This window comes from Nonomuraea sp. WAC 01424 (assembly GCF_003947315.1).
In the GTDB taxonomy this organism is placed as follows: Bacteria; Actinomycetota; Actinomycetes; order Streptosporangiales; family Streptosporangiaceae; genus Nonomuraea; species Nonomuraea spiralis.
Genome location: NZ_QHHZ01000026.1, coordinates 103,638 through 127,832, shown reverse-complemented (window position 1 = coordinate 127,832; position 24,195 = coordinate 103,638). Strand labels below are relative to the sequence as shown.

General features: G+C 71.3%; 24 protein-coding genes. 8 read left to right on the top strand and 16 right to left on the bottom strand.

Annotated features, from left to right (window positions below; genetic code table 11):
- Positions 1-59: 59 nt before the first annotated feature.
- From DMB42_RS48665 to DMB42_RS48645, 5 genes are all read right to left on the bottom strand, one after another.
- Positions 60-359 carry a hypothetical protein gene (locus DMB42_RS48665; protein WP_125647738.1) on the bottom strand — a complete coding sequence of 100 codons (300 nt, stop codon included), beginning with the start codon at positions 357-359 and terminating at the stop codon, positions 60-62.
- A gap of 160 nt (positions 360-519) precedes the next feature.
- Positions 520-1,317, bottom strand: a complete 798-nt coding sequence (locus DMB42_RS48660) for an ABC transporter permease (RefSeq protein WP_125647735.1) — start codon at positions 1,315-1,317, stop codon at positions 520-522.
- Complete coding sequence (locus tag DMB42_RS48655) at positions 1,314-2,078, bottom strand: ABC transporter permease (protein WP_125647732.1); 765 nt, start codon at positions 2,076-2,078, stop codon at positions 1,314-1,316. Before DMB42_RS48655 ends, DMB42_RS48660 begins: the two co-directional genes overlap by 4 nt.
- On the bottom strand, positions 2,071-2,985 hold the full coding sequence (locus DMB42_RS48650; RefSeq protein ID WP_125647729.1) for an ABC transporter ATP-binding protein: 915 nt from the start codon (positions 2,983-2,985) through the stop codon (positions 2,071-2,073). Before DMB42_RS48650 ends, DMB42_RS48655 begins: the two co-directional genes overlap by 8 nt.
- 68 nt (positions 2,986-3,053) lie before the next feature.
- Positions 3,054-3,344, bottom strand: coding sequence for an antibiotic biosynthesis monooxygenase (locus DMB42_RS48645; protein WP_125647726.1), 291 nt, complete (start codon positions 3,342-3,344; stop codon positions 3,054-3,056).
- 60 nt (positions 3,345-3,404) lie between these two features.
- Between DMB42_RS48645 and DMB42_RS48640 the strand changes: the two genes are divergently transcribed.
- Positions 3,405-4,067: a TetR/AcrR family transcriptional regulator gene (locus DMB42_RS48640; protein WP_125647723.1), complete on the top strand. Its 663-nt coding sequence runs from the start codon at positions 3,405-3,407 to the stop codon at positions 4,065-4,067.
- Here the strand turns inward: DMB42_RS48640 and DMB42_RS48635 are convergent.
- From DMB42_RS48635 to DMB42_RS48605, 7 genes are all read right to left on the bottom strand, one after another.
- Positions 4,064-5,179, bottom strand: coding sequence for a VanZ family protein (locus DMB42_RS48635; protein ID WP_125647720.1), 1,116 nt, complete (start codon positions 5,177-5,179; stop codon positions 4,064-4,066). The two genes, DMB42_RS48640 and DMB42_RS48635, sit on opposite strands and share 4 nt — an antisense overlap.
- Before the next feature lie 80 nt (positions 5,180-5,259).
- A complete protein-coding gene (locus DMB42_RS48630; RefSeq protein ID WP_125647717.1) occupies positions 5,260-6,090 on the bottom strand; it encodes an urease accessory protein UreD in 831 nt (276 codons plus the stop codon).
- Positions 6,087-6,764, bottom strand: coding sequence for an urease accessory protein UreG (ureG, locus tag DMB42_RS48625; protein WP_125647715.1), 678 nt, complete (start codon positions 6,762-6,764; stop codon positions 6,087-6,089). The genes DMB42_RS48630 and ureG overlap by 4 nt, the downstream gene beginning before the upstream one ends.
- A 91-nt stretch (positions 6,765-6,855) precedes the next feature.
- Positions 6,856-7,530 (bottom strand): urease accessory protein UreF, encoded by a 675-nt coding sequence (locus DMB42_RS48620; RefSeq protein WP_125647712.1) that lies wholly within the window; start codon positions 7,528-7,530, stop codon positions 6,856-6,858.
- 47 nt (positions 7,531-7,577) lie between these two features.
- Positions 7,578-9,350, bottom strand: coding sequence for an urease subunit alpha (locus DMB42_RS48615; protein WP_185845266.1), 1,773 nt, complete (start codon positions 9,348-9,350; stop codon positions 7,578-7,580).
- Positions 9,347-10,006, bottom strand: coding sequence for an urease subunit gamma (locus tag DMB42_RS56205; RefSeq protein ID WP_125647706.1), 660 nt, complete (start codon positions 10,004-10,006; stop codon positions 9,347-9,349). Before DMB42_RS56205 ends, DMB42_RS48615 begins: the two co-directional genes overlap by 4 nt.
- Positions 10,007-10,202: 196 nt before the next feature.
- Positions 10,203-11,744 carry an alpha/beta hydrolase gene (locus DMB42_RS48605; protein ID WP_125647703.1) on the bottom strand — a complete coding sequence of 514 codons (1,542 nt, stop codon included), beginning with the start codon at positions 11,742-11,744 and terminating at the stop codon, positions 10,203-10,205.
- 136 nt (positions 11,745-11,880) lie between these two features.
- Between DMB42_RS48605 and DMB42_RS48600 the strand changes: the two genes are divergently transcribed.
- The 6 genes from DMB42_RS48600 (at position 11,881) to DMB42_RS48575 (ending at position 19,417) form a co-directional block, all read left to right on the top strand.
- Complete coding sequence (locus tag DMB42_RS48600) at positions 11,881-13,008, top strand: histidine kinase (RefSeq protein WP_260478381.1); 1,128 nt, start codon at positions 11,881-11,883, stop codon at positions 13,006-13,008.
- Between the two features lie 19 nt (positions 13,009-13,027).
- Entirely contained in the window at positions 13,028-13,702 is a 675-nt protein-coding gene (locus DMB42_RS48595; protein WP_125647697.1) for a response regulator transcription factor, read from the top strand.
- Between the two features lie 126 nt (positions 13,703-13,828).
- Complete coding sequence (locus DMB42_RS48590) at positions 13,829-14,362, top strand: hypothetical protein (protein ID WP_125647694.1); 534 nt, start codon at positions 13,829-13,831, stop codon at positions 14,360-14,362.
- A gap of 27 nt (positions 14,363-14,389) precedes the next feature.
- The gene (locus DMB42_RS48585; protein ID WP_185845263.1) at positions 14,390-15,409 is read left to right on the top strand and encodes a hypothetical protein; all 1,020 of its coding nucleotides are present in this window, start codon (positions 14,390-14,392) and stop codon (positions 15,407-15,409) included.
- Positions 15,410-15,432: 23 nt separating this feature from the next.
- Complete coding sequence (locus DMB42_RS48580; RefSeq protein ID WP_125647691.1) at positions 15,433-16,767, top strand: Dyp-type peroxidase; 1,335 nt, start codon at positions 15,433-15,435, stop codon at positions 16,765-16,767.
- Between the two features lie 277 nt (positions 16,768-17,044).
- Positions 17,045-19,417 (top strand): DUF11 domain-containing protein, encoded by a 2,373-nt coding sequence (locus tag DMB42_RS48575; RefSeq protein WP_125647688.1) that lies wholly within the window; start codon positions 17,045-17,047, stop codon positions 19,415-19,417.
- An 83-nt stretch (positions 19,418-19,500) separates the two neighbouring features.
- On the opposite strand, the gene DMB42_RS48570 is transcribed toward DMB42_RS48575, so the two are convergent.
- Positions 19,501-20,703: an erythromycin esterase family protein gene (locus tag DMB42_RS48570; RefSeq protein WP_125647685.1), complete on the bottom strand. Its 1,203-nt coding sequence runs from the start codon at positions 20,701-20,703 to the stop codon at positions 19,501-19,503.
- Between the two features lie 153 nt (positions 20,704-20,856).
- On the opposite strand from DMB42_RS48570, the gene DMB42_RS48565 reads away from it, so the two are divergent.
- A complete protein-coding gene (locus DMB42_RS48565; protein ID WP_125647682.1) occupies positions 20,857-21,321 on the top strand; it encodes a DNA-binding protein in 465 nt (154 codons plus the stop codon).
- On the opposite strand, the gene DMB42_RS48560 is transcribed toward DMB42_RS48565, so the two are convergent.
- From DMB42_RS48560 to DMB42_RS48550, 3 genes are read right to left on the bottom strand one after another with little or no spacing between them, the layout of a single operon-like run.
- Positions 21,286-22,335 (bottom strand): VWA domain-containing protein, encoded by a 1,050-nt coding sequence (locus DMB42_RS48560; RefSeq protein WP_125647680.1) that lies wholly within the window; start codon positions 22,333-22,335, stop codon positions 21,286-21,288. The two genes, DMB42_RS48565 and DMB42_RS48560, sit on opposite strands and share 36 nt — an antisense overlap.
- Positions 22,336-23,310 carry a VWA domain-containing protein gene (locus DMB42_RS48555; protein WP_260478380.1) on the bottom strand — a complete coding sequence of 325 codons (975 nt, stop codon included), beginning with the start codon at positions 23,308-23,310 and terminating at the stop codon, positions 22,336-22,338.
- A complete protein-coding gene (locus tag DMB42_RS48550) occupies positions 23,307-24,191 on the bottom strand; it encodes a DUF58 domain-containing protein (RefSeq protein WP_125647677.1) in 885 nt (294 codons plus the stop codon). The genes DMB42_RS48555 and DMB42_RS48550 overlap by 4 nt, the downstream gene beginning before the upstream one ends.
- Positions 24,192-24,195: the final 4 nt, after the last annotated feature.

Here is a 24,195-nt window from a genome sequence, read left to right as displayed (position 1 = left end):
TGAGCCTCGGCGCATAGTGGGCCCCGCGTTGTGAGTGTGTGCGCGGGGCCCGGTTGGGGTTACACGGTGGTGGCCAGCCAGCCGATGGTTTCGCGGGTGTGGTGGCCGTCGCTCTTGACGGCTCCGGCGAGGATCTCGTTGATGCGGATTCGGAAGCCGTGCGGGGTCACGTCCGCGATGCGGAGGCCGGGGGTCTCCGGGCCGTTGAAGGTCTGTACGAAGGGGAGGACCACCACGCGCGACCCGGCGGGGAACGGCGTGGGGAAGGTCACCTGGGTGAAGGTGGAGGTGTCGCCGCCGGTGGTGGCCACCGGGTTGGTGGAGTCCAGGTCGAGGACGCCAGTCTGGATCATGCTCATGCGGGGGCTCCTTCTCCTTCTGTCGCGTTCTTGGGTCCGGCCGCACTCGTTGATCCACTTCGTACGGCCGGTCCGACCATCGACACATAACGTAGTCATAGATGCGCATAGAGTGACATGACCATAGAGTGATGCTCGCGTGACTCTGTGGCATCTCGGCCTAGGGGCGGCCCAGGGTGCCTCGGTGCCGGGCGAGGTTCTCGAGGCGGTTGAACAGGAGCACCCCCGCCACCGTGATGAGCAGCGGCTGGGCCAGCAGCCAGCCGAGTCCCCAGCCGGTTGGGAGGGTGGCCAGGGAATGTCCGCCGAGCAGGATGTCGCGCATCGCCTCGATGCCGGGCGCGATGGGGACGACCAGGCGGCTCAGGTCGGCGATCGGGACGGGCATGGCGGCCAGGGGCACCAGGGTGCCGCCGGCGATGGCGTAGACGGCCACGGACAGCTGGGTGATGATCTCGATGCGTTTGAACACCAAGGTCAGGCCGCACAGGATGAGGGCGAGCCCGCAGGTGCCCAGCACGATGGAGGCCAGCGGCACGATCACCTGCGCGTCGACGGGCAGGCGCCCGCCTTGGAGGGTGATCGCGGTGGCGCCGGTGGCCAGGACGGCCAGCGCGGCGGGTACGGCCGCGATCACGGCGGCGACCTGACGTCCGAGGATGCTCGCGGCCGAGGGAAGCGGGGTCAGGTAGGTCTGTTCCAGCACGCCGGACTGGATGTCGCCCAGGTAGCCCCAGAACACCCGGTTGACCTGCTCGTGGATGAACGTCAGCGCCACCATGCCGAGCAGCACCGGCAGCAGCAGGTCCGCACGGAGCTGGCCGCGTCCCATGAACAGCACGATGAGCAGGTAGAACAGCGGGGACGTGATCATCTCCAGCAGGACTTCGCGCCATCCGGCGAGCAAAGTGAGCAGGCCCTTGCCGACTTCGGCGGCGAATCCGCGGACGAAGGTCATGACGACTCCAGGGCACGTCGGTGGTTGCGTACGAACAGCAGGCCCGCGACGGCGACGAGGGCGAGGGTGTGGGCGAGCAGCCAGGGCAGCGAGCCGCCGGTCCAGACCCCGGCCACGCCACGGCCCTCGAACAGCGTCTCGGCGAGCACCTCGATGCCCAGCGTCGTGGGCAGGACTCTGGCCGCCGCGGCCAGCCAGTCCGGATACAGGTCCAGCGGCAGGAACGAGCCGTTGAGTAGCAGCACCAGCGAGGTGAACAACGACTGCAGGGCGCCGATCATCGGGTTGACGAGGGCGAGGGAGGCCATCAGGAGGGTGAAGGCGAGTACGTTGATCAGCAGGAGCATGGCGGGCAGGAGTGCCGCCCAGTGGAAGGGGATCACGATCCGGGCCGCCAGCATCGGTACGAGAGCCGCGACGGCGGCGACGCCCAGCCCGAACACCGACGCGGTGATCAGCCGGCCGAGCATGGGCAGCCACGGCGGCGCCGGGCTCATCTGGGAGTGGGCGAAGGTGCCGGCGCGCTTCTCCTCGACGAGGTCGGCCACCATCACCAGGCCCGCGTACTGCAGGAACCAGTAGCCGCCGATCGCGACCAGGGTCGGCGGCAGCAGGTCCTGGCGCAGCTCGCCCTGGCCGAGGACGAACTGCAGGCCGAGGTACATCATGGTGCTGATCAGCAGCGTGATGACGTGGCCGACCGGGTGGGCGAGCTGGACGCGCAGGCCCTTGCCGATCTCCGCCCGCAGGACCTCACGCATGGGACGGCTCGCTCACCAGGGCGAGGAACACGTCCTCCAGATCGGGCTGCACCTGCGTCAGCGACTCCAGGACGACGCCTTGGGCACGCAGCCGTTCGACCACGTCGTACACCTCGCCCGGATCGTTCACCCGTACGTCGATCGTGGTGACGCCTTCGTGGGTGACGGCGTCGAGGCCGGGTGGGGGCGTGCCCTCGATGCGGATCTCGTACCTGTCGCGTTCGCGGAAGCGGGCCAGCAGCTCGTGCGTGGGCAGGTCGGCCACGAGCCGCCCGCCGCGCATGACGGCCACCCGGTCGCACAACTCCTGGGCCACGTCGAGCTGGTGCGTGGTGAGCAGGACGGTGGTGCCGAGCTCGCGGGCCAGCTCGGTGATCCAGTCCTTGACTGTACGGGTGGCCTCGACGTCCAGGCCGAGCGTCGGCTCGTCCAGCAGGACGATCGGCGGGTCGGCGATCAGGGCGACGGCGATCGCGACCTTCTGCTGCATGCCCCGGGAGAAGCCGCCGACCTTGTCGTGGCGCCGTTCCCACAGGCCCAGATCGGTCAGGAGGTCTTGGGCGCGCTCGGCGACCCGGGCCTTGCGCAGGCCCTTGAGCCGGCCGAAGTACATCAGGTTCTGCCAGGCCGACAGGCTCCAGTAGACGTTGCGGGAGCCTTCCAGCACGGCGCCGAACTGCGCCATCGCAGACGATCGCTGCCTGGCCACGTCGAAGCCGCCCAGCCGGACCCGGCCGGAGGTGGGGGTCAGCAGTCCGGCCAGCATCTTGATGGTCGTGGTCTTGCCGGCGCCGTTGGGCCCCAGAAAGCCGAAGACCGAGCCGGCGGGGACGTGCAGGGACACCTCGTCGACCGCCGGGGGTCGGGCGGTGCCGTACACCTTGGTCAGCGCTTCGATTTCGATCATGTCGTCTCCTCGGTTCGGGGGGACCCCGGCCCACGGTTTCGGGGCCGGGGCCGGGTCGAGGCAGGCCGTCAGAGCTCGGCCAGGATCTCGATGTCCTCGGCCGTGACGTCGCGGGCGACCTCGAACGCCGCGACGGCCGCGGGGGCGCCGGGCGCGGCCTGGCGGGCCGCCCGCAGGTCGTCGGCCGAGTTCCAGCGCCAGACGCCGACCCACGTCTCGTCGTCCAGCCGGCCGAGGCGTGCCTCGGTGAGACCGGACCGGGTTTCTCTGATGGCGGCGACGAGGGCGGCGTGCCGGGCCTGGACCTGCTCGCCGTCCGCGGGATCGGCGTGGAAGCGGGTGACGCTGATGACCGTCATGACTGGATCCGTTCTCTAGAGTTGACTTCTAGCGACTGAATCTAGAGATAGACTCTAGCCATGAGCGATGTCAAGCGGACGAACAAGCGGGCCCAGAAGGCGAAGGAGACCCGCCGGCGCATCCTCCAGGCGGCGCTGGAGCTGTTCGTCCAGGACGGATACGGCGCGACGAACCTCCAGGACGTCGCCGAGAAGGCCGAGGTCGCGGTGCAGACGATCTATTTCGTCTTCGGCAACAAACGCGCCCTGCTCAAGGAACTGGTCGACGTCACGATCGCGGGCGACGACGAACCGGTCGCCACGATGGACCGGCCCTGGTACGCGGCGGCACTGGCCGCCGGCACCGCCCAGGACATGTTGCGCGCCTACGTCGCCGGCACGACCGCGGTGCTGGAGCGCGTCGCGCCGATCGGCAAGGTCCTGGAGGCGGCGGTCGCGAGCGACCCCGAGGTGGCCGCGTTGTGGCCGCAGGACGTCGATCCCCGCTATGTCGTCCAGCAGCACGCGGCCAAGGCCCTGATCTGCAAGCCCGGGGCACGGGCCGAGGTGTCCGCCGAGGAGGCCGCCGATCTGCTGTACGGCCTGCTCAGCCCCGAGTTGTACCTGCTGTTCGTGCATACGCGCGGCTGGCCGGGCGAGCGCTGGGAACGATGGGCGTTCCAGACCCTGCACGCGCAGCTCTGCTCCGACCAGGAGGGCGGGGGCGGCCGATCCACCTCTTAGACAGTGTGGGCGACCGGCTCCCCCACGACTTCCGCCCGGCGGGCGGCGGCCCGGGTGACGAGCCGCGTCCCGGTCCAGCGCGCCATGGCGCCACGCCGTTCCACTTCCAGGACGAGGAGGAGGGCGAGGACGGGCACCACCCCGCCGACGACGGAACCCGCGACGATGGCCAGGTACGGCGCCGCCGAGCGGATCAGTCGCGCGAGCACAGGCGCGGGCCGCCCGGTCACCGCGTGACAGACCGCCACATGTACGGCCGCGCGGCCCGGTGTGGCGCCGTCCCCGCGCAACACCGGGAAGAGCACGAAGAGGACCAACCCGGTCATCGCGTACGACAGGCCGGGCAGGACGTCCCTCAGGAGGGCGTCGTCCGGCATGGGTCCCCCCGTGACGAGCCGGTGGGCCTGGACGAACAGCAGCCCGAACACCGGCGAGGCGAAGAACCACACCACGCCGTCGAGCAGCATGGCGAGCGCCAGCCGGGCGGCGGTGGGCGGGGCGAGGTCCTGGCGGGGCTTCGGCCACGGTCCCGGCAGCAGCCGCGCGGCCGGGCCGGCCAGCGCCCAGCCGAGTCCGGCGCCGGCCGTGTTGATGATCAGGTCGTCCAGGTCGAACAGCCTGTACGCGCAGGGGTAGAGGCCCCACAGGCCGGTGAGCTGGGTCAGTTCGATCGCCAGGGAACCGGCGAAGGAGATCGCCAGGGTTCGGGCCACGCCTAGCCGCTGCCGGTAACGCAGGAAGAAGCCGAGCGGTACGAACAGGGCGACGTTGAACACGATCTGCAACACCGACCTGCTGTACAGGGCGGCGGGCAGGCCGCGTCCCGCGTTCTCCCTGAGCACGTCCTGGATGCTCGACAGGGGTTGCCAGCGCGGCGCGGCGAGGCTCTGCCTGGTCGCGCAGAAGTCCGGGGTCACCTCGGGGAGCGGGAAGAGGGTGAAGGCCACCACGCCGCAGGCGTACAGGACCAGCGCCGCCGTGACGAAACCCGACCAGCGCCCGATGTGCCCGAAGCGGCCGTACTGACGGGAGACGAAGGGCAGCAACAGCAGCGCGATGGCGAGCGGGGCGAGAAGCAGGGCGATTCTCGCCTGGGTCAGGTAGATCTCCACAAGCGGCGAAGTCTACCTAAAGAGGACATATCGGCATATTTCGGGAAGGAGGGCTCGTCGGTGAGGTGCTCGCCGGGCGATCACTCGACGGGGTGGGCCGCGTCCAGCAGGCGGCGCAGGCGCAGGCTGTCGGGGGCCACAGCGGTGATCAGGACGGCGGGCCCGGCCAGCGGGGTCAACACGGCCAGGCCCTCCGCCGGGTCACCCCCGAACAACCGAGCCTGAAGCGGGGGCTGGGGTGAGAGGGCGGGGGGGTGGTGGGTGAGGGTTGGGTCGACTATGAGGAGTTGGCCGGTGGCGCGGTGGTCGGCCAGGATCGCCGGGCCGTCCCAGCCGGGTGCGTCCGGGCCGTAGGCGGTCTGCTGGTCCAGCAGGAGGCGTCCGTCGCGACGGACGATGAGGCGGGTGGCCAGCCGCCCCGGCGGTTCGCCCGTACGGCCGAGGATCTGTTCCTCGCGCAGGACGAGGCGCGCGGTGGCGGCCAGGTCGACGGTGAAGGTCTGGCGCAGGTTGCTGCCGGCGGCGGAGATCAGCGGCTGGGGCAGCCAGTGCAGGCCGGCGCGGTCGCCCACGGTCAGGTGCACGTCGTAGGCGGCGGGCTCGGTGGTGGGGCCGCGCAGGGCGATCGTGACCGAGGCGGTGGTGACGTGCAGGTGGGCGTCGGGTTCGGCGGTGGCCTCGATACGCAGCCGGTCGCCGCCGAGGGGGGCGACCATGGCGCCGAGTACGCACACCCGCGCCTGGTCGCCGTACGAGCGGATGCGGCGCAGGTCGAACGGGCCGTCACCGGCCAGGACCGACAGTACGGTGCCGCCCCCGGCGCGGGTCGCCGTGACGCGAGCGGTGGCGCGTACGCCCGGCACGACCGGCGCACCCGGCACGCCCGGCACCACCTGGGGCGCGAGGGTCATGCGGGGCCCGGGACACGGGTGGCCAGGCGACGCAGGACCCAGTCCACCACGGGCCTGATGCCGTCCTCGGTCTTCAGGGCGGTGAAGGCGACGGGCAGCTCGCCGCGCTGGGCCTTGGCGTCGCGGGCCATGGCCTCCAGGTCGGCGCCGACGTACGGGGCGAGGTCGGTCTTGTTGATGACGAGCAGGTCGGACGTGGTCAGGCCCGGCCCGCCCTTCCGGGGGACGTCGTCCCCGCCGGCCACGTCGATGACGAAGACCTGCGCGTCGACCAGGCCCTTGGAGAAGGTCGCGGTGAGGTTGTCGCCGCCCGACTCGATGAGGATCAGGTCGAGCGGGCCGAGCAGTTCTTCCAGGTCTTCGACGGCCTGGAGGTTGGCCGAGATGTCGTCGCGGATGGCGGTGTGCGGGCAGGCGCCGGTCTGGACCGCCCTGATGCGTTCGGCGGGCAGTACGGCCTCGCGCAGCAGGAACTCGGCGTCCTCGCGCGTGTAGATGTCGTTGGTGACCACCGCGATGGACAGGTCCCGGCGCAGTGCGCGGCACAGGGCCGCGACGGTGGCGGTCTTGCCGGAGCCGACCGGGCCGCCCAGCCCGATGCGGAACGCGCCGTGGCGGCCACCGGGGTCATGGGCCTGGCCTGCGGAGACGTCGTGGTCGTGGTGGAGGTGCATGGTGCTCCCGTGGTCGGACGACAGGCGTACAGATGACGACAGGCGTTCGTACAGATGGGGACAGCTACGGGCAGATGGGGACGGCTGCGGGTCAGGAGGCGAACAGGCGGGCCGGGCGGGTCGCGTGCTGTTCGGCGGTGATGTCGAGCAGCGGCGCCGAGGCCGCAGGCAGCGCCGCGACGCCGTCGGCCTGGACGCGGCCCGCCGCCTCGGCGGCCCGCCGCGCGACGTGGTCGAGGTCGGCGGCCAGACGGGCCAGGACGGCGGTCGCGTCGAAGGGGTCCAGGCTCAGCAGGCGGACGGTCGCGGAGGCCGGACCGCTGACGCTCTCGTACGCCGCCACACAGGCGACGTCGTACGGGCTCAGACCCGCGGCACGGGCGGCCACGCCGAGCACCACGGGCTGATGGGCGCCACGCGGACGGGCCGTGGCCAGGTCGTCGAGCTCGGCGCAGGGCCAGACGGCGCGGGCGGCGCGCAGCAACTGCCGTCCGAGCGTACGCGCGACCTGCCGCAGCGCCGGGGAAGGCGTGCGGGCGTCGGCGGCCTCGTCCAGCAGCAGCGGGTCGCACCGGGCGGCGGCCGCGGCCGCGAGCGCCGCCGCGGTCAGGCCGCTGGTGTGCAGCCGGCCCCGGCAGAACCGCTCCAGACCGGCCGCGTCACGCACGCGCCCGGCCGCGACGGCCGCCTCGGCGCCGCCGGAATGAGCGTGCCCGCCGGCCGGGAACCGGCCGACGGCCAGGACGAGCAGCGTGGCACGGCTCATCGGCGTGCCCCACCTTCCTTGCGCGGTCGAGGTCGTGGAACGGCGGATCAGAACAGGAAGTAGAGCTGCGCCATCGGCAGTTCGGTGGGGGGTTCGGAGTAGTCGATGCGCCGGCCGTCGATCCGCACCTCGTAGCCGTCGGGGTCGACGTCGATGGCGGGGGTGGCGTCGTTCCGGAGCATGTCCTGCTTGAACACCCCGCGGGTGTCGCGGATGGGCGTGAACGATTTGTCCACCTCGATCCGGCCGGGCAGACCGGCCGCGATCGCGTGTTCGCTGACGAAGTTGACGGAGTTGGCGCCGGGGGCGCGGCCCGTCGAGCCCCACATCGGGCGCGGCAGGATCGGCTGCGGCGTGGTGATGGCGCCGTTGGCGTCGCCGACCTGCGCGTACGCGATCTGGCCGCCCTTGATCACCCGGTGCGGTTTCACGCCGAAGAACTTCGGCTCCCACAGCACGAGGTCGGCCAGCTTGCCCACTTCCACCGAACCGATCTCGTGGTCGATGCCGTGCGCGACGGCCGGGTTGATGGTGTATTTGGCGACGTAGCGGCGGGCGCGGTGGTTGTCGGTCTCGTCGGCGCCGCCCCGGTCGCCGGCCAGCGGTCCGCACCGGAGTTTCATCATGTGCGCGGTCTGCCAGGTCCTGATGATCATCTCGCCGATGCGGCCCATCGCCTGGGCGTCGGACGACATGATCGAGATGGCGCCCAGATCGTGCAGGAGGTCTTCGGCGGCCATCGTGGCGGGCCGGATCCGCGACTCGGCGAAGGCCCGGTCCTCGGGCACCTGCGGATTGAGGTGATGGGCGATCAGCACCATGTCGAGGTGCTCCGGGACCGTGTTGCGCGTGTAGGGGCGGGTGGGGTTGGTGGAGGCGGGCAGCACGTTGGGCAGGCTCGCCATTTTGATCATGTCGGGGGCGTGGCCGCCGCCGGCGCCCTCGATGTGGAAGACGTGGAGGGGTTCGTCGCCGATGGCCGCGATGGTGTCCTCGACGGTGCCGGCCTCGTTCAGGGTGTCGGCGTGCAGGGCCAGCTGTACGCCGGTCGTCCGGCACACCTCCAGGCAGTGGCGCAGGACCGCCGGGGTGGCACCCCAGTCCTCGTGGATCTTGAAGCCGAGGATGCCGGCCTTGACCTGGTTGTGGAGGGATTCGGTGGACATCGTGTTGCCCTTGCCGAGCAGCCCGATGTTGACCGGGAAGGCGTCCAGCGCCTTGAACATCCGGTCGAGGTGCCAGGCGCCGGGCGTGACGGTGGTGGCGGTGGTGCCGTCGGCGGGGCCGGTCCCGCCGCCGATCAGGGTGGTGACGCCGGAGGCGAGCGCCTCGTGGATCTGCTCGGGGCAGATGAAGTGCACGTGGGTGTCGACGCCGCCCGCGGTGAGGATCTTGCCGTTGCCCGAGATGACCTCGGTCTCGGGGCCGATCAGGAAGTCGGTCGCGACGGGATGGCCGTCGTGCAGCCGGTTCATGGTCTCGTCGTTGTAGGCCTTGCCGAGCGCGGCGATGCGGCCGTCGCGAATGGCGATGTCGGCCTTGACCACGCCCCAGTGGTCCAGGATGAGCGCGCCGGTGATGACGGTGTCGGGCGGTTTCGGTGCGCCGGGGGTCGCGCTGTCGCGTGGCGCGAGTGACTGACCCATCGATTCGCGGACCACCTTGCCGCCGCCGAAGAGGATCTCGTTGCCGCTGCGGCCGGGACCGCCGGCCCAGTCCTCGGTGATCTCGATCCACAGGTCGGTGTCGGCCAGGCGGACGCAGTCCCCCGTCGTCGGGCCGAACCGGTCGGCGTACTGTTCGCGCGTGAGGGACATCAGAGAGGGCCTCCGACCTTGCCGTTCAGGCCCGCGATGATGCGCCGGCCCTCGATGGGCACCAGTTCCACGTCCTGCGGCATGTTGGGGGCGAAGCGCACCGAGCCGCCGGCGGGGATGTTCAGGCGTTTGCCGTACGCGGCGTTGCGGTCGGGCTGGATGTCGAGGCGGGAGTTGGCCTCGTAGAAGTGATAGTGGGAGCCGACCTGGATGTGCCGGTCGTCGGTGTTGGTGACCCGTACGGTCGTGATCGGGCGGCCGTCGTTGAAGCTCACACTGCCCTGAGGGGAGAAGTCGATCGCGCCGGGCGGACCCTGCCTCCCCTTCGCGGCCATGCGGGGCAACGGCGTGGGCGCCAGAGGGATGGGCTCGCGGAGGGTGACCATTTTGGTGCCGTCGGGGAAGGTGGCCTCGATCTGGAGGTCGGCGATCATCTCCGCGACCCCCGGCATGACGTCGTGCGGCATGAGCACCGGCGGCTGCTGCGTCGCCATGAGGTCCGTCACGGTCCTGCCGGCGCGCGCCTCTTCGAGAACCCAGGAGGTCAGGATCGCGACCGCCTCCGGGTAGTTGAGCTTCACTCGCCCCTTACGCTTGAGGGCCACGTCCGCGGCCACGTGGATCATCAGCCGTTCTTGTTCGTGCGGGGTCAGGTGCACCCGGTCACCTCGGTTTCGCTACTGCCCCGGGGCCTGGCCGCCGGGGCCGATGGTGCGGAACGGGAGTCGTGGAGGGGTTCGGTGGCCACCGCCCGATTGCGTGCTGAGCGTAACTAATTAGATACTCTGTGCGATATGACCTGAAGGTGAAGGGTGCATCGCGCCACGGCTACACCGACGCCTCACCCGTCCCGCGTCAATCACTGACGCAGGTCACGTCGGCGGTGGGGAGGACGCCGGTGGCCAGGTAGGCGTTGACCTTGGCGTCCACGCAGGCGTTGCCGTGTTCGCCGTAGATCCCGTGGGCGGTGGCGCCGCGCAGGGTGAGCAGACGGGAGCCGGTCAGCGCCCGGTGCATGGCCTTGCCGCCCTCGTAGGTGGTGGCGGTGTCGCCGGTGGCGGACACGATCAGCGCGGGCGTGGGGTTGGCGACATGGGTGAGGGGCTCGCGCGGCTCGTTCGGCCAGAAGGCGCAGGGCCAGATGTTGTTCTTGAGAGGGCCGAAGAGCGGGTGGCGCGCACGGCTGCGCTGGACGTCGTTCCAGTAGGTGTCGGGGTCGCGCGGCGCGGCACGGTCGCCGCAGACGATCGCGGCGGTCGGCCCGGCGAACGGCGAACCGGCGCTGGTCAGGACGAACGCGAGGAATCCGGCGAGTTCGGCGCCGGGCTCGGCCGGGCGGCCGTGGGCGGCCTCGTTCAGGGTCCGGACCGTGGACGCGAACTCCGCGCGGGCCGCGGGACGGTCGTCGCCGGACCCGACGGACAGCAGGTACGGCACCGCCTGGTCGTCCACCTCGAACCGTCCGACGCGCAGCGGGCGCTCCTGCGCGGCGGCGACGATCGAGTCCACGGTGGCGAGCACACGGGCGGTGGTGGCGCCGAGGCCGTACGTGCCGTGACGTCCGGCGGCCCAGGCCGCCCAGCCGCGCAGCGCGCGTTCCGCCTCGTCCTCGGTGCCCCGCGTCGCCCTGGGGCCCCACTTGTCCGGGTCGCCCGCGCTGTCCAGCACCACCCGATCGGTACGGCCGGGGAACATCTGGGTGTAGACCGCGCCCAGATAGCCGCCGTAGGAGTAGCCGAGGAAGGAGATCCGGCGCTCCCCGAGGGCACGGCGGACGAGGTCGATGTCGCGGGCCGTGTCGCGCGTGTTGGCGTACGGCAACACGTCGGCGTGCCGCCGGGCGCAGCGCTCGGCCAGGTCACGCTGCACCGCCACCTGATGATCGAACCGGGCGCGGGTCGCCCCGGCCGAACGGACCCACAGGCCGACGGGCCAGCCGCAGTCGAGCGGCGTACTGCGTCCGACGAAGCGCGGGTCCAGGCCGATGAGGTCGTAACGGGTGGCGACGTCCTTCATCGCCGCGCGCGTCCGCAGGGGCATGCCCAGCGTGCTCTCGCCGGGCCCGCCGCTGTTGAGCACCATGGTGCCGATGCGATGGGCGCGGTCGGCGGCGGGGAGGCGGGACAGCGCGAGCGTGATCGTAGGGCCGCCGGGCCTGGAGTGATCGAGCGGGACGGCGAGCTCCGCGCACCGCGCGCCCGCCCGGTCGAGCTCACCGCCGATCGCGTCGTCGGCGCCCTGGGAACAGGGCTTCCAGTCGAGCGACGAGGACGGGCCGCCTCCCACTCCCACCGGGAGCGAGCCGCCGTCCGCCCTGGCCGGGGGTGCGAAGGCGACGGACAGGGCGATCAGGGCGAGGGCCGGGACCAGGCGTCCGCGGGCATACGTCGGTTTCATGGTCGGGGACGCTATTTCGCCCCGGACCTCCGGCACGATACAGCCGGCCGCAGGCACGCGGGTACAGCCCGCTGTAGTTTCCGGCCCGGACCGGCACCGGATAATGAACCCCGTACGGCGTCGTGAGGAGGTACGCATGCGTGACCGTGCGTTCTCCGGCTCGGTCTACCTGCTGGGCACGCTGGCCACCGCCGTGGTGACGGCGTTCGCGTTGCCGGTGCTGCTCGCGCCGCCGGTCGCCCAGGGCTGGGCGGCCTGGCACCGCCGGCGGGCCGGCCGGCTGCTCGGCGTCGCGGCCGAAGGCCGGCCGGGCGGGCGGCGGGACCTCGGCTGGGCGCTCGCACACGTCGCCGTCGGGTTCCCGCTCGGGCTGGCCGGCCTGCTCTGCCTGGGCAACATCGTGGTCGCCGCGGTGGCGATGACCTTGTGGTGGGCGTTTCCCGCCGACGCGCGTCCCACGCTGTTCTCGTTCCTCGACGTCCCCGTGGACGATTGGGTGACCGCGCTGGCCGGGGGTTCCGTCCAGATCGCCGTCCTCGGTGCGGTGGCCTGGTGGGTGCTCCCGATGCCGGCTCGCCTCCACGCGCGGTTGTGCCTGGCGGTGCTCACGCCGTCGGCCCGCGAGCGGCTCACCGAGCGGGTCGACGTACTGACCAGGAGCCGGGTCGGCGTGGTCGACGCCCATGGCGCGGAGCTCCGGCGGATCGAACGCGATCTGCACGACGGTACGCAGGCACGCCTGGTGACCATCGCCATGCACCTGGGCCTGGCCCGCGAGTCGCTCGCCGACGACCCGGACACGGTCGCGGCGCTGCTCGACCAGGCGCACGAGACGACCGAGGAGGCGATGGCCGAGCTACGTACGGTGCTCCAGACGATCTACCCGCCGATCCTCGCCGACCGCGGGCTCGACGGGGCGCTGACGACGCTGGCCGCCCGGTCGGGCGTGCCCGTTCGCATCGAGCTCGCCGAGCTGGGCGCGCTCCCGGCGACCGTGGAGACGGTGGCCTACTACGTGATCGCCGAGGCGCTGACGAACGTGACCAAGCACGCCGCCGCCACCCGGGCGGCCCTCCGGATCGAACGTGCCGGCGACGTACTGACCATCGAGGTCACCGACGACGGCAAGGGCGGCGCCGACGAGACGCGCGGCACCGGGATCCCCGGGATACGCCGCCGGGTCGCCGCCCTGGACGGCGTCGTCCGGCTCGACAGCCCGCCGGGCGGGCCCACCACGCTCGCCGTCCGGATGCCGTGCGCATGATGATCGTCCAGGAGGTCCCGTGCGGGTCGTGATCGCCGAGGACAACGTCCTGCTGGCCAATGGCCTGAAGTTGCTGCTGGCGGCGAAGGGCTGCGACGTCGCGGCGGTGGTCGGCGACGGCGAGGCGTTCCTCCTCGCCGTCGCCGAGCATCGGCCCGACATCGCCGTCGTCGACGTACGCCTGCCGCCGACGTTCCGCGACGAGGGGATCCACGCCGCGCTGCGGGCCCGCCGCGAGCACGGCGCGCTGCCGGTCCTGGTGCTCTCGCAGTACGTCGAGCGCGAGTACGCCGGCGAGCTGCTCTCCGACGGCCGCGGCGGCATCGGCTACCTGCTCAAGGACCGCATCGGCCGGGTCGCCGAGTTCGTCGACGCCCTGCGCCGTGTCGCGGCCGGCGGCACCGCCATGGACCCCGAAGTGGTCGCCAAGCTGCTCGCCCGCCGCGCCGACGACCCCCTGGACACCCTCACCGCCCGCGAACGGGAGTCGCTCGCGCTCATGGCGCAGGGCCACGACAACGCCACCATCGCCGAACGGATGCGCATCTCCGACAACGCCGTCCACAAGCACATCGGCAACATCTTCGCCAAGCTCGGCCTGGCCCCGGACGACGCCGGCCACCGCCGAGTCCGCGCGGTGCTCGCCTACCTGGACGGCACACCCGGACCGGGCATCCGCGACACCGGAAGGTGACGCACTGTCATGGTCATCTCGACGGATTGTGACGGACGGCTTGCCGCACAAAGCTCCATCGTGGCAGGATCGTCACTTAGAGGATGATTTCCCCTTCCCCCGGAGCACAGCCACGGAGGGATCGGCATGGAGATCAAGCCGCAGGCGGCCGTCTTCCCCAAGGAGACCAGCCACCTGGAACAGGGCAAGTACGGCCCCGTCTACCCGCGCAGCCCGGCCTGCTACGGGTTCACGATCATCGCGAAGGTCAAACCCGGCCGGGCCGACGCGATCCGCGGCTACGGCCACACGCTGGCCAAGGCGCTGGAGGACGACCCGGACCTGCTCGCGCCCCTGAAGCTGCACTACCTGCGCTGGGTGCTCTTCGACGACGACACGCGCTTCATGTACCAGGGGATCTTCGACACCGACTTCGACAAGTACACCGAGGACGCCATCGCCCTGTTCACCCGGGCGGGGGTGAACACGGCCTTCGAGAACCTTGAGGGCTTTCCCGAGGACTGGAAGACCAACCCGGACGCCTTCGTCAGGTTCGTCCGCGAACACCACTGCCCGAGCTTCATCGAGTACGGCGAGTATCCGTACGTCACGGCCGACGAGGTCAAGAAGGCACTGCGAATCAAGAGCGCGTTGTCGGAGATGCTCGACCAGTTGCAGTGACGTCCACCGGTGTCTCCTGGAGATGAGATGAGCGAGTCCGCCACCGCGCGCACCTACAACCAGAACCATTTGCCGCGCCCGTACCGCGCCGGTCGGCGCCGGATGAGCATTTACGTGGCGTGGAGTTTCCCGGCCGAGGCGGGCCGGGACGTGACCGTACTGGACAACCGGTTCTCCACGATGACCGAGATCCGCCGGGTCCAGTGGCCGGCGTACGAGGACCCGCAGTGGGCGGATCCGCTGCGTTTCCAGCAGGGCATCGCGGGCGGGCTGGAACTGTTCTTCTGGGGCTGGCGGCCTTTCCAGCAGTTCGTCGAGGAGACCACCGGCTATCAGGTGCCCGTGTACCAGCGTGTCGATCAGGCGGGTTTTCACACGCCGCTGGACGAACGCGTACTGGCCGACACCGACACCCTGTTCGTCTGGGGCCTGGATCACATGATCACCGGGCAGGACGCGACCCCCGCGGAGATCGAGGCGCTGCGCGACTTCCTCCGCCGGGAGGGAACCTGCCTGGCCCTCGGGCCGCACCACGACGTCGGCGCGTCGGACGATCTGACGGTGCGCGACTTGGAGTACCACCACCACGGCGACGCGCTGGTGCCGCGCCAGCAGCGTTTCGGACGGTACACCCGGTCGCTGATGGCGGGCCTGGGCGTACCGGTAGAGAACCGCTACGGCCTGCGCCCCGCGGTGGTGGACGGCAACAGGAGCGCCCCGCTGTCCATCGCCGAGGACCTGGACACCAAGGGCTGGCTGCGGGGCGTGACCCGCTTCAACTTCCACATGCATCTGCCGCACTACGCCGTGACCACCGACGATCCGGACGTCGTCCAGGTGCTCGGCAGGCAGTCGGTCGACCTGTCCAGGCCGCCGAACCCGTTCACCGAGGCGGGGAACACCGAGTTCGACATGTTCCTGTGGATGCCGCCCGCGGGCGACCGGGCCGGCGACGTGATCCTGGCCGACAGCACGATCTTCAGCTCGCTGTTCGGCGTCGACGAGAGCCTGCGCACTTTCTGGCGCAACCTCGTCGAGATGACGTGAGCGCGGGCGGGGAGGCCGTTCCGATGAGCGAGCAGACGCGGTCCACGCTCGAACTGCACGACATCCAGCGTGGTGTCCTCAGCCCCCGGCCGACGCCGTACGCGGCGACCTACATCCTGTTCCGCATCGACGACCGCGAGCAGGGACGGGAGCTGATGCGGCGGGCGAGCGCGGTGGTGACCTCGGCCGCCGGCACGGTGAGCCCGCTGGGCGAGACCTGGGTCAGCATCGCGCTCACCTACCACGGCCTGCGGGCGCTCGGCGTTCCTCAGGAGTCGCTGGACACCTTCGCCTGGGAGTTCCGGCAGGGGATGGCCGCACGGGCCGCGGCGCTGGGGGACGTCGCCGAGAGCGGCCCCGAGCACTGGGAGGCGCCGCTCGGCACGTCCGGCGTCCATGTGGTCCTGGTGGCGCTCGCGCCCGACAGTGCGCGGCTGGAGGCCGCGGTCGATCGTGCCCGACCCGCCTATGAAGCCCTGCCGGGCGTGACGGCCGTCTGGCGGCAGAACTGCCATGCGCTGCCCACCGAGACCGAGCCCTTCGGCTACCGCGACGGCATCAGCCATCCCGCCGTCGAAGGCAGCGGCACCGCCGGTTCCAACCCGTTGGAGACGGCGCTCAAGGCGGGCGAGTTCGTGCTCGGCTACCGCGACGAACTCGGCGGCATCCAGTCCACGCGGCCCGAAGTGCTCGGCCGCAACGGCTCCTACGTGGTCTTCCGCAAGCTCCACCAGCGCGTGGCCCTGTTCCGGCAGTACCTGAGGGACAACTCCACCGGCCCCGAGGACGAGGAACTGCTGGCCGCGAAGATCATGGGCCGCTGGCGCGGCGGCGCGCCGCTGGCGCTCAGCCCGCTGCGCGACGACCCCGCCCTCGGATCCGACCGCACCCGCAACAACACCTTTCTGTACGAACGGGACGACCCCACCGGCTTCATCACCCCCTGCGGATGCCACATCCGCCGGGGCAATCCTCGTGACGCCTCGGTCGCCGGAGAGCCGCGGCTGCACCGCATGATCCGGCGCGGGACGGCGTACGGCCCGCCGCTGCCCGAAGGCGTCCTGGAGGACGACGGGGCCGACCGGGGCCTGATGTTCACCTTCGTCGGGGCCCATCTCGGGCGGCAGTTCGAGTTCGTCCAGTCGCAATGGATGAACGACGGCGTATTCTTCGGCGCGGGCGACGCCAGGGACCCCGTCGTCGGCGCCGCCGACGGTTCCGGCGACTTCACGATCCCCCGGCGTCCCGTACGGCGGCGTCTGGTCGGCCTGCCGCGCTTCGTCGTCACCCGCGGCGGCGAGTACTGCTTCATGCCGGGGCTGACCGCGCTGCGCCGGCTGGGCGAGCTCACCGGCTGACCTGGTTCTTACTCACGCAGCGTGACCGTCTTCATCATGCGAAATGCCGGGCCGGGTTACGCGACTTTCCCTCGAAAGAGCGGAATGATCGAGGAAACCGGTATGCCCGTAAAGAGAATGGTCACATTCGTGGGTGATCGTTTGCTATGTCGGTCGGGCTCTTCACAAGTGCGCATAGCTACGTTCTGTAATCGTGAAGATACGCTCTGGCTTGTCGGGGCCGGTGACCAGAACACCTGGCCCCAAACGACGTGCAGCCATATCCAGCATGCTCCTGATGAGCGCGATGGCAGTCGCGCTCCAGCCCGCGCAGCCGGCGGCCGCGCAACCGGTGCCGATCGTCGATGACGATTTCACCGGAGCCACCGCGATCCCGCAGTTCATCGGCGTGGGGTCGGCCTGTCTGACAGGTGCTCCGGCAGCCCCGCCGCCCGGTCCGGGCAACCATCCTCTCGGCGGATGCCCGGCGGACGCCGCGGGTCCCGTGCCGCCGACCGGAGGAGCCCCGTTCGGCTACCTCCAGCTGACCAGCGCCGATCTGGACCAGACGGCCGCCGCACTGTACAACGAGGCGATCCCGGCCGAGCAGGGCGTGGACGTCACCTTCGACCAGTGGCAGTACGGCAGCGACACGCTGGTGCCCGCTGACGGCATCTCCTTCTTCCTCATCGACGGCTCGGTCACGCTGAACCGTCCCGGCGCGTTCGGCGGCAGTCTCGGGTACGCGCAGAAGCTGCCCGACGACAACCCGGCCAACGAGTTCGAGCCCGGCGTCGACCGGGGCTACCTCGGCGTCGGCCTGGACGTCCTCGGCAACTACTTCGGGGACTGGGAGCAGCGCGGGCGTACCTGCGCACAGCGTTCGCCGGCCGGTACGGCGTTCCGGATCCCGGCTCCGGGTCCCAACATGGTGACCCTGCGCGGGCCCGGCAACGGTACGGCGGGCTACTGCTTCCTGACCGCCACCACCGACAACTTCACCACCACCGGGCCGTGGCCCTCGACGTTGCCGGGCGAGCTCCAGGGCCCGACCATGTCGGTGCCGAACGACCCGGAGGAGGCGCAGGAGGTCCTCGAGGAGTCGCGCCGCAGGGTCAACGTACGGATCTCGCCGGCGCCGAACCCCGTGGTCACGGTGTCGATCGACTTCAACGACGGCAACGGCATGCAGCAGGTGCTGACCACGCCCGCGCCGACGCCGGTTCCCGCGACGTACAAGTTCGGGTTCGGCGCCTCCACCGGTCTGTTCAACGACGTCCACCTGATTCGCAACGTGGTCGTCCGCCCGGTGGTCGAACGGCCGGAGCTGGACCTCACGAAGCGCGTCGCCGCGGGCGCCGACCTTCCGGACCAGGTCCCGGTGGGCACCGAGGTGCCCTACGAGTACGTGGTGACCAACACCGGCAACATCAACATCACCGACCTGGCGATCGAGGACGACGTGGTCGAGGAGGTGATCTGCCCACGTAGCACCTTGGACGTCGGGGAGCGGATCATCTGCCGCGGCACGTACACGGTCACCGAGGAGGACGCCGAGCGCGGCTTCGTCACCAACACCGCCGTCGCCACCGGCATGGCGGACTCGAACGAGGTGACCTCGCCGCCGTCGGAGGTGACCATCGAGGTCTCGGACGAGCGCGCGACGCTCGACCTGAACAAGACCGTCGACGACTCCCGGATCTACATGCCCGGTGACACGGTCACCTATCGCTACGTCGTCACGAACAACTCGGGCCAGACCCTGACCGATCTCCGGATCGACGACAACCTGGTGGAGAACGTCGTCTGCGAGAGCACGACGCTGGAGCCGGGCCGGTCCACGACCTGCACGGGCACCTACACCGTCACCGAGGAGGACGCCGAGCGCGGCACGGTGCTCAACATCGCCGTGGCGAGGGGCAGGAGGGACTCGACCGAGGTCTCGTCGCCGCCGTCGGAGGCCATCATCCGCGTGGAGAACGAGCGCGGCATGCTCGAACTGGAGAAGAGCGTCGACGACTCCCGGGTGTACCGGCCCGGGGACAGGGTGACCTACCGCTACGACGTCAGGAACAACTCGAACGAGACGGCGGACAACCTCCGGATCAACGACAACCGCGTGCGGAACATCGTCTGCGAGACCACGACCCTGGAGCCGGGCCAGTCCACGACCTGTACGGGCACCTTCATCGTGCCGTCGCGTACCGGTGGGAGGCCGGACTGCCACCGGGGCTGCCGCTTCACCATCACCAACACCGCCGTGGCGAAGGCGGGAAACCTGACCTCCAACCCGGCGAGGGCCACGATCCGCGTGGTGCAGAAGCCGCACGACATCTGCCCGCCCGGGAAGAACAGGCACCACTGCCGTCCGGGGAAGAGGCCGCACCACCCGGGCCACGATCACGGCCACGGTCATGACCACGGCTTCAAGCCCGACCACGGCTTCAAGCATGACCATGGGCTCAAGCCCGACCACGGCTTCAAGCCCGATCACAGGTTCCAGCCCGATCACAGGTTCCAGCCCGACCGCGGCTGGGAGCCCGAGGAGCAGATCAGGCAGGAAATGGATCAGCCCTCCTACGAGACGCGCGAGCCTGAGCGCGACTACGAGATGGACGACCCGTACGCGGGGATGGACGACATGGAAATGGCGTGGGACTCCTCCCGTTAGGCCGTTCCTTCAGCAGTTCACGTCCACCTGATGGCCCTTCCCTTCTCGGGAGGGGCCATCTTGCTGTCCCGGCACGCCGGTGCTCAGCCCCAGGGGCCGACCTCCTTGAGGAAGACGATCCCGTCGATCCCGGCGAGCTGGTCCGGGTCCAGCGGGAAATAGGCGAAGTCGTGGGAGACCCGCTTGGCGGGCGCGGCACCGGACTCAGCGGCGGACTCAGCGCCGGACTCGACGACGGACTCGGCCAGGCGGCGGGCGTCGACGACGGAGTGGTCCCACGGGAGCGTGGACAGGATGCCCTCGACGGTGTCCGGGGGCGGCGTGGCGCCCGCGGCCGTGCCGAAGGCGGAGGCCAGGAAGGCGTACCGGTCGCCGAGGCGGGTGGCGGTGATCGCACCCGCGCTCCACCACTCCAGCCGCTGCTCGCCGAGCGGCATGACGCTCTTGGCACGCTGCAGGTGGAGGTTGGCGGAGAAGACCAGGACCGGGCCGTGCTCGGCGACGGCCTGGAGGTTGGCCGCCATCATGGCGTCCCGCAGCGCCGACAGCCGGGTCCAGCGTTCCGGGGAGTCGTCGGCCATCCAGTGGTGGTAGCGGAGCAGGCCGACGGCGGTGCGCGCGTACAGTTCGGCCCGTTCCCTGTCCCGCGCGCCCAACTGCGGCGTCTGTGTGTCGAGCAGCGCCGCCAGGTCGTCGGCGATCACCCGCAGCCGCTGGGCCTCGGCGGACCGTCCGATCGACCGGGACGGGTCCATGGCCGCGGCCTCGTCGGCCCACCGGTCGTCCTGGCCCAGGAGCGTGTCGAGGGTCTCCCTGGTCACCACGGTGTCGCGGAGCGGGCCGCCGAGGAGGGCGTGCAGGCCGGTGAGGGCCTGGCGCGGGCTCGCCGCCCAGTACTCCAGGGGGCCGTCGAACCCGAAGAACCGGATCTTCTCCTCATGCTCCTCGTTGTAGGCGCGCATCCAGCGTACGAGCTCGCGGTTGGCCGGGGAGGCGCCGAAGTTGTGGCTGAAGCCGCGTTCCACGACGTCGTCGAGGGTGCCCGTGCCGGTCGTGACGTACTCGTCCACGACGAGGCCCATGAGGCAGTCGCTCTCGATGGCGAAGGCCCGGTAGCCCTCGTGCTCGACCAGGTGCCGGAAGATCTCGTTGCGCAGTTCGCCCAGCTCCCCCACGAAGTGCCTGGCCTCGCCGAGGCCGAGCAGCAGCGGCCGTACGGGAAGCGAACGCAGGAAGTCCGAGATGCCCGCGCCGTCGAGTGGCCGGGCGATTTCCATGATGTCCATTCCTTCAACGCTATCGCTGAACTTTCGGTGTAAACCTGGACGCGAAACCGCCCCGAGAGAGACGGAAAACCTTCAAACGAAGGCTCAAGATTTGAACAGTCTGTTCAAAACGTTGCGTTGACATCAGACCGTTCCGCAAGGCATCGTGGGCTCATGTCCACGAGTGCTGACCATCACCCCTTCTCGCCGCCGGACCCCGAGCAGGCGCGGGTCCGGCGCGTCCACGCGTCCCTGTTCCGGATCGCCGAGCGGCACGCGGCCACCGACGAGCAGCGCGCCCGGCAGGCCCACCCGTCCGCGATCGGCCCGCACGAGGCCGTACGGCTCGTGTCGTTCCTGCTCAGCGGGGCCGCCGCGCCGCACGACGGCGAGCCCGAGGTGGACCACGCCGACATCACCGCGGCGTTGAGTCTCGTCCCGCTGGTCCGCGGGGAGCTGGACGCGCTGGAGGCCGGGCTGCTGCGGATGGCCCGGGGGCGCGGCATGACCTGGCAGGAGATCGCCTTCGGGCTGGGGCTCGGCACCGCGCAGGCCGCCCGCCAGCGCTGCGAACGCCTCGCCGACCGCACCGACCCTGAGGACTCAGGTACGGGGGCGGTTCCACCAGAGGGACAGTGACAGGGCCACGACGACGAGGAGCGCGCCGCCCCCGGCGAAGGCGGCGGCGGTGTCCACGCGCTGGCGGATGACGGTGAAGGAGCCCGGCAGGGCGTTGAGGGCGGTCTGGAGCTGGCCGGCGTTCTCGGCGCGGTGGTAGGAGCCGCCCGTCGTCCGGGCGATCTCCTTCAGGGTGGGCTCGTCGATGACACGGGGGTTGCGGCCCCTGTCGAAGCCGCCGCGCCCGCCGTACCCGCCGCCCCACGCGCTGAAGCCGCGGCCGTCGAACTGCGAGTTGTCGCAGACCATCGGGACCGGGTTCGTGGTGCCGAAGCCGATGGTGAAGACCCGTACGCGGCGCAGCGCCGCCTCCTGGGCGGCCGTGAGCGGGTCGACGCCCTGGGTGTTGGCGCCGTCGGTGAGCACGACGATCGCCGCGCCGGCGTACCCCCGGTCCGCGGTGGTGGGGGTGGCGCCGGTTGCGGCCACCGACGGATCGACCTCGGCGATCGCGTCGATCGAGGTGAGCATGGCCTGCCCGATCGCGGTGCCGCGGTCGACGGTGAGGTTGTCCAGCGCCTCGATCAGCGCGTCGGTGTCGTCGGTGGGCGGTACGAGCAGGCCCGCGGTGCCGGCGAAGGTGACCAGGCCGATACGCGGGCCGCCGCGCTGCGACTCGATGAAGTCGGCGGCGGCCTTCCTGGCGGCGGTGAGGCGGTTGGGATCGACGTCCGTGGAGCACATGGAGCCGGACGTGTCCAGCGCGAGCAGGATCGTCGCCGACCTCATCGGCACCGGCACCGACGCCTGCGGACGGGCGGCCCCGACCGCCAGCAGCGCCAGCCCGGCGACGAAGAGCGCCACGGGGATCCGCCGCGTCCAGCGTGTACGCCCGGGAAGCGCGGCCCGTACGAGCGCGATCGAGGTGACGCGGACGGCGGCCCGCCGGCGGCGGCGACGCGCCCACCAGCGGACCGCGAAGATCAACGGGATGATCAGGGCGGACAGCAGCGCCCACGGCCATGACAACGACATTCAGATCACCCGTCCGGACCGCAGTACGGTGAGCGCCGCTCCGGCCCCGAGCAGCGCGAGGGCCAGCCCGATCAGCCCGCCGGCGAGCGGCAATGGCTCGTCGGAGACCGTGAGCCGCAGGTCGATCGTGCCGGCGACGCCGTCGAGCCGGGCGGCGTCGGAGGCGGGGTGGTAGCCGCCGCCGGTGGCCCGCGCGATCGCGGTGAGGGTGTCCGCCTCCAGCGAGGTCTGCAGGTGGTAGCCGTCCACCTGCACGGTCGCCCCGGCCTCGGTGCCGACCCCGACGGTGTGGATGTGCACGCCCGCCTTCTGGGCCACGGCGGCGGCCTGCTCGACGTCGCCGCCCCGGTTCTGCCCGTCGGAGAACATCACGATCGTCGCCGACGGCCAGTAGCCGATGTCGGGCGCGGCGCCGTCGCGGCCGATGACCACCTGCTTGCCGGTGATCGCCGTCAGCGAGGCCGTGATGGCCGGTCCGAGCGAGGTGCCGCCGGTGATCCTCAGCCGGTCGATGGCTCTGAGCGCGACGGAGTGGTCGGCGTCGGGCCGCGCGGTGGTGAGCGCACCCCGTTCGAACGCGACGACCCCGATGTCCACGCTGTCGGGCTGCGCCGCCACGAACGCGCGGGCCGCCCGCTGCGCGGCGGCCAGCCGGGTGGGCGCGACGTCGTCGGCGCCCATGCTGTTGGAGACGTCCACGGCGAGGATGACCGTGCCCGCCGTCCGCGGGACCGGCACCATGGCCGCGGGCCCCGCGGCGGCGATCGCGAGCACGCCGACGCCCGCGACCGTCAGGCCGGTCCCGAGGTACGCCCCCCGCCCGCGCGCCAGGACGACCCCCGCCGCGACCAGCGCGGACCTCCGGCGGCGCGCCGAGACGACGGCCGCCCAGGCGAGCGCGGCCGTGACGAGCAGCCCGGCGGCCAGCAGCAGCGGGGACGACAGGGTCAGGCGGTCGCCGATGATCTCGGTCATGGCGACCGGTCCCGGGTCCGGGCGACGACCTCGACGAGCGTCTCGGCCAGGTCGCGGTCGGTGCCGACCCGGTGGACGGGCACCCCGGCCCGGCGCATGCCCGCCGCGAGCCGGGTGTCGCGGGCGTCCACGGCCTCCCGGAAACGCACCCTGAGCAGCGGGTCGGTGGAGTCGACGACGAGCTGCTCGCCGGTCTCGGCGTCCTCGACCACGATCAGCCCGGCCTCGGGCAGCGCGTCGTCGGCCGGGTCCACGATGCGCAGGGCGACGACCTCGTGCCGCCGGGCCAGGCGCTGGAGCGAGCGTTCCCAGTCGCCGTCGCCGATGAAGTCCGACAACACGACGACGAGCGCGCGGCGGCGCGCGAGCCGTCCGGCGGCCTCCAGCATCTCGGCCAGGTCCGTGGTGGCGCCGGGACGCGCCGCGGCGGTGCGTTCCAGCTCGGCGCCGATCCGCAGCGCGTGCCGCCGGGAGGTGCCGGGCGGCACGACGCGCAACATCCCGGTGTCGAACAGCAGCGCGCCGACGCGGTTGCCGCCGCGCCCGAACAGCCGGGCCAGGACGAGCGCCAGCTCGGCCAGTACGTCGTGCTTGCCGCGCCCCGGCCGGCCGGCCAGCATCGACGCCGACCGGTCGAGCACCAGCCATACCGTCAGCTCGCGGTCCTCGGTGAACACGCGCAGGTGGGGCTCGTTCAGCCGGGCGGTGACGTTCCAGTCGATGTGCCGGGCGTCGTCGCCCTCGGTGTAGGGGCGCAGGCCGGTGAAGTCGATGCCGGCGCCGCGGTGGGCCGTACGGTGGGCGCCCTGGAGGCGGCCGTCCAGCCGGCGGACGACCTTCCACTCCAGGCGGAGCAGGAGTTTCTCGGGGGCGGTGGCCATGTCT

Coding starts and splice junctions, on each gene's coding strand:
- DMB42_RS48665 (WP_125647738.1), bottom strand. CDS start 359: ATGAGCATGATCCAGACTGGCGTCCTCGACCTGGACTCCACCAACCCG.
- DMB42_RS48660 (WP_125647735.1), bottom strand. CDS start 1,317: ATGACCTTCGTCCGCGGATTCGCCGCCGAAGTCGGCAAGGGCCTGCTC.
- DMB42_RS48655 (WP_125647732.1), bottom strand. CDS start 2,078: ATGCGTGAGGTCCTGCGGGCGGAGATCGGCAAGGGCCTGCGCGTCCAG.
- DMB42_RS48650 (WP_125647729.1), bottom strand. CDS start 2,985: ATGATCGAAATCGAAGCGCTGACCAAGGTGTACGGCACCGCCCGACCC.
- DMB42_RS48645 (WP_125647726.1), bottom strand. CDS start 3,344: ATGACGGTCATCAGCGTCACCCGCTTCCACGCCGATCCCGCGGACGGC.
- DMB42_RS48640 (WP_125647723.1), top strand. CDS start 3,405: ATGAGCGATGTCAAGCGGACGAACAAGCGGGCCCAGAAGGCGAAGGAG.
- DMB42_RS48630 (WP_125647717.1), bottom strand. CDS start 6,090: ATGACCCTCGCGCCCCAGGTGGTGCCGGGCGTGCCGGGTGCGCCGGTC.
- ureG (WP_125647715.1), bottom strand. CDS start 6,764: ATGCACCTCCACCACGACCACGACGTCTCCGCAGGCCAGGCCCATGAC.
- DMB42_RS48620 (WP_125647712.1), bottom strand. CDS start 7,530: ATGAGCCGTGCCACGCTGCTCGTCCTGGCCGTCGGCCGGTTCCCGGCC.
- DMB42_RS48605 (WP_125647703.1), bottom strand. CDS start 11,744: ATGAAACCGACGTATGCCCGCGGACGCCTGGTCCCGGCCCTCGCCCTG.
- DMB42_RS48600 (WP_260478381.1), top strand. CDS start 11,881: ATGCGTGACCGTGCGTTCTCCGGCTCGGTCTACCTGCTGGGCACGCTG.
- DMB42_RS48590 (WP_125647694.1), top strand. CDS start 13,829: ATGGAGATCAAGCCGCAGGCGGCCGTCTTCCCCAAGGAGACCAGCCAC.
- DMB42_RS48585 (WP_185845263.1), top strand. CDS start 14,390: ATGAGCGAGTCCGCCACCGCGCGCACCTACAACCAGAACCATTTGCCG.
- DMB42_RS48580 (WP_125647691.1), top strand. CDS start 15,433: ATGAGCGAGCAGACGCGGTCCACGCTCGAACTGCACGACATCCAGCGT.
- DMB42_RS48575 (WP_125647688.1), top strand. CDS start 17,045: ATGAGCGCGATGGCAGTCGCGCTCCAGCCCGCGCAGCCGGCGGCCGCG.
- DMB42_RS48570 (WP_125647685.1), bottom strand. CDS start 20,703: ATGGACATCATGGAAATCGCCCGGCCACTCGACGGCGCGGGCATCTCG.
- DMB42_RS48565 (WP_125647682.1), top strand. CDS start 20,857: ATGTCCACGAGTGCTGACCATCACCCCTTCTCGCCGCCGGACCCCGAG.
- DMB42_RS48560 (WP_125647680.1), bottom strand. CDS start 22,335: ATGTCGTTGTCATGGCCGTGGGCGCTGCTGTCCGCCCTGATCATCCCG.
- DMB42_RS48555 (WP_260478380.1), bottom strand. CDS start 23,310: ATGACCGAGATCATCGGCGACCGCCTGACCCTGTCGTCCCCGCTGCTG.
- DMB42_RS48550 (WP_125647677.1), bottom strand. CDS start 24,191: ATGGCCACCGCCCCCGAGAAACTCCTGCTCCGCCTGGAGTGGAAGGTC.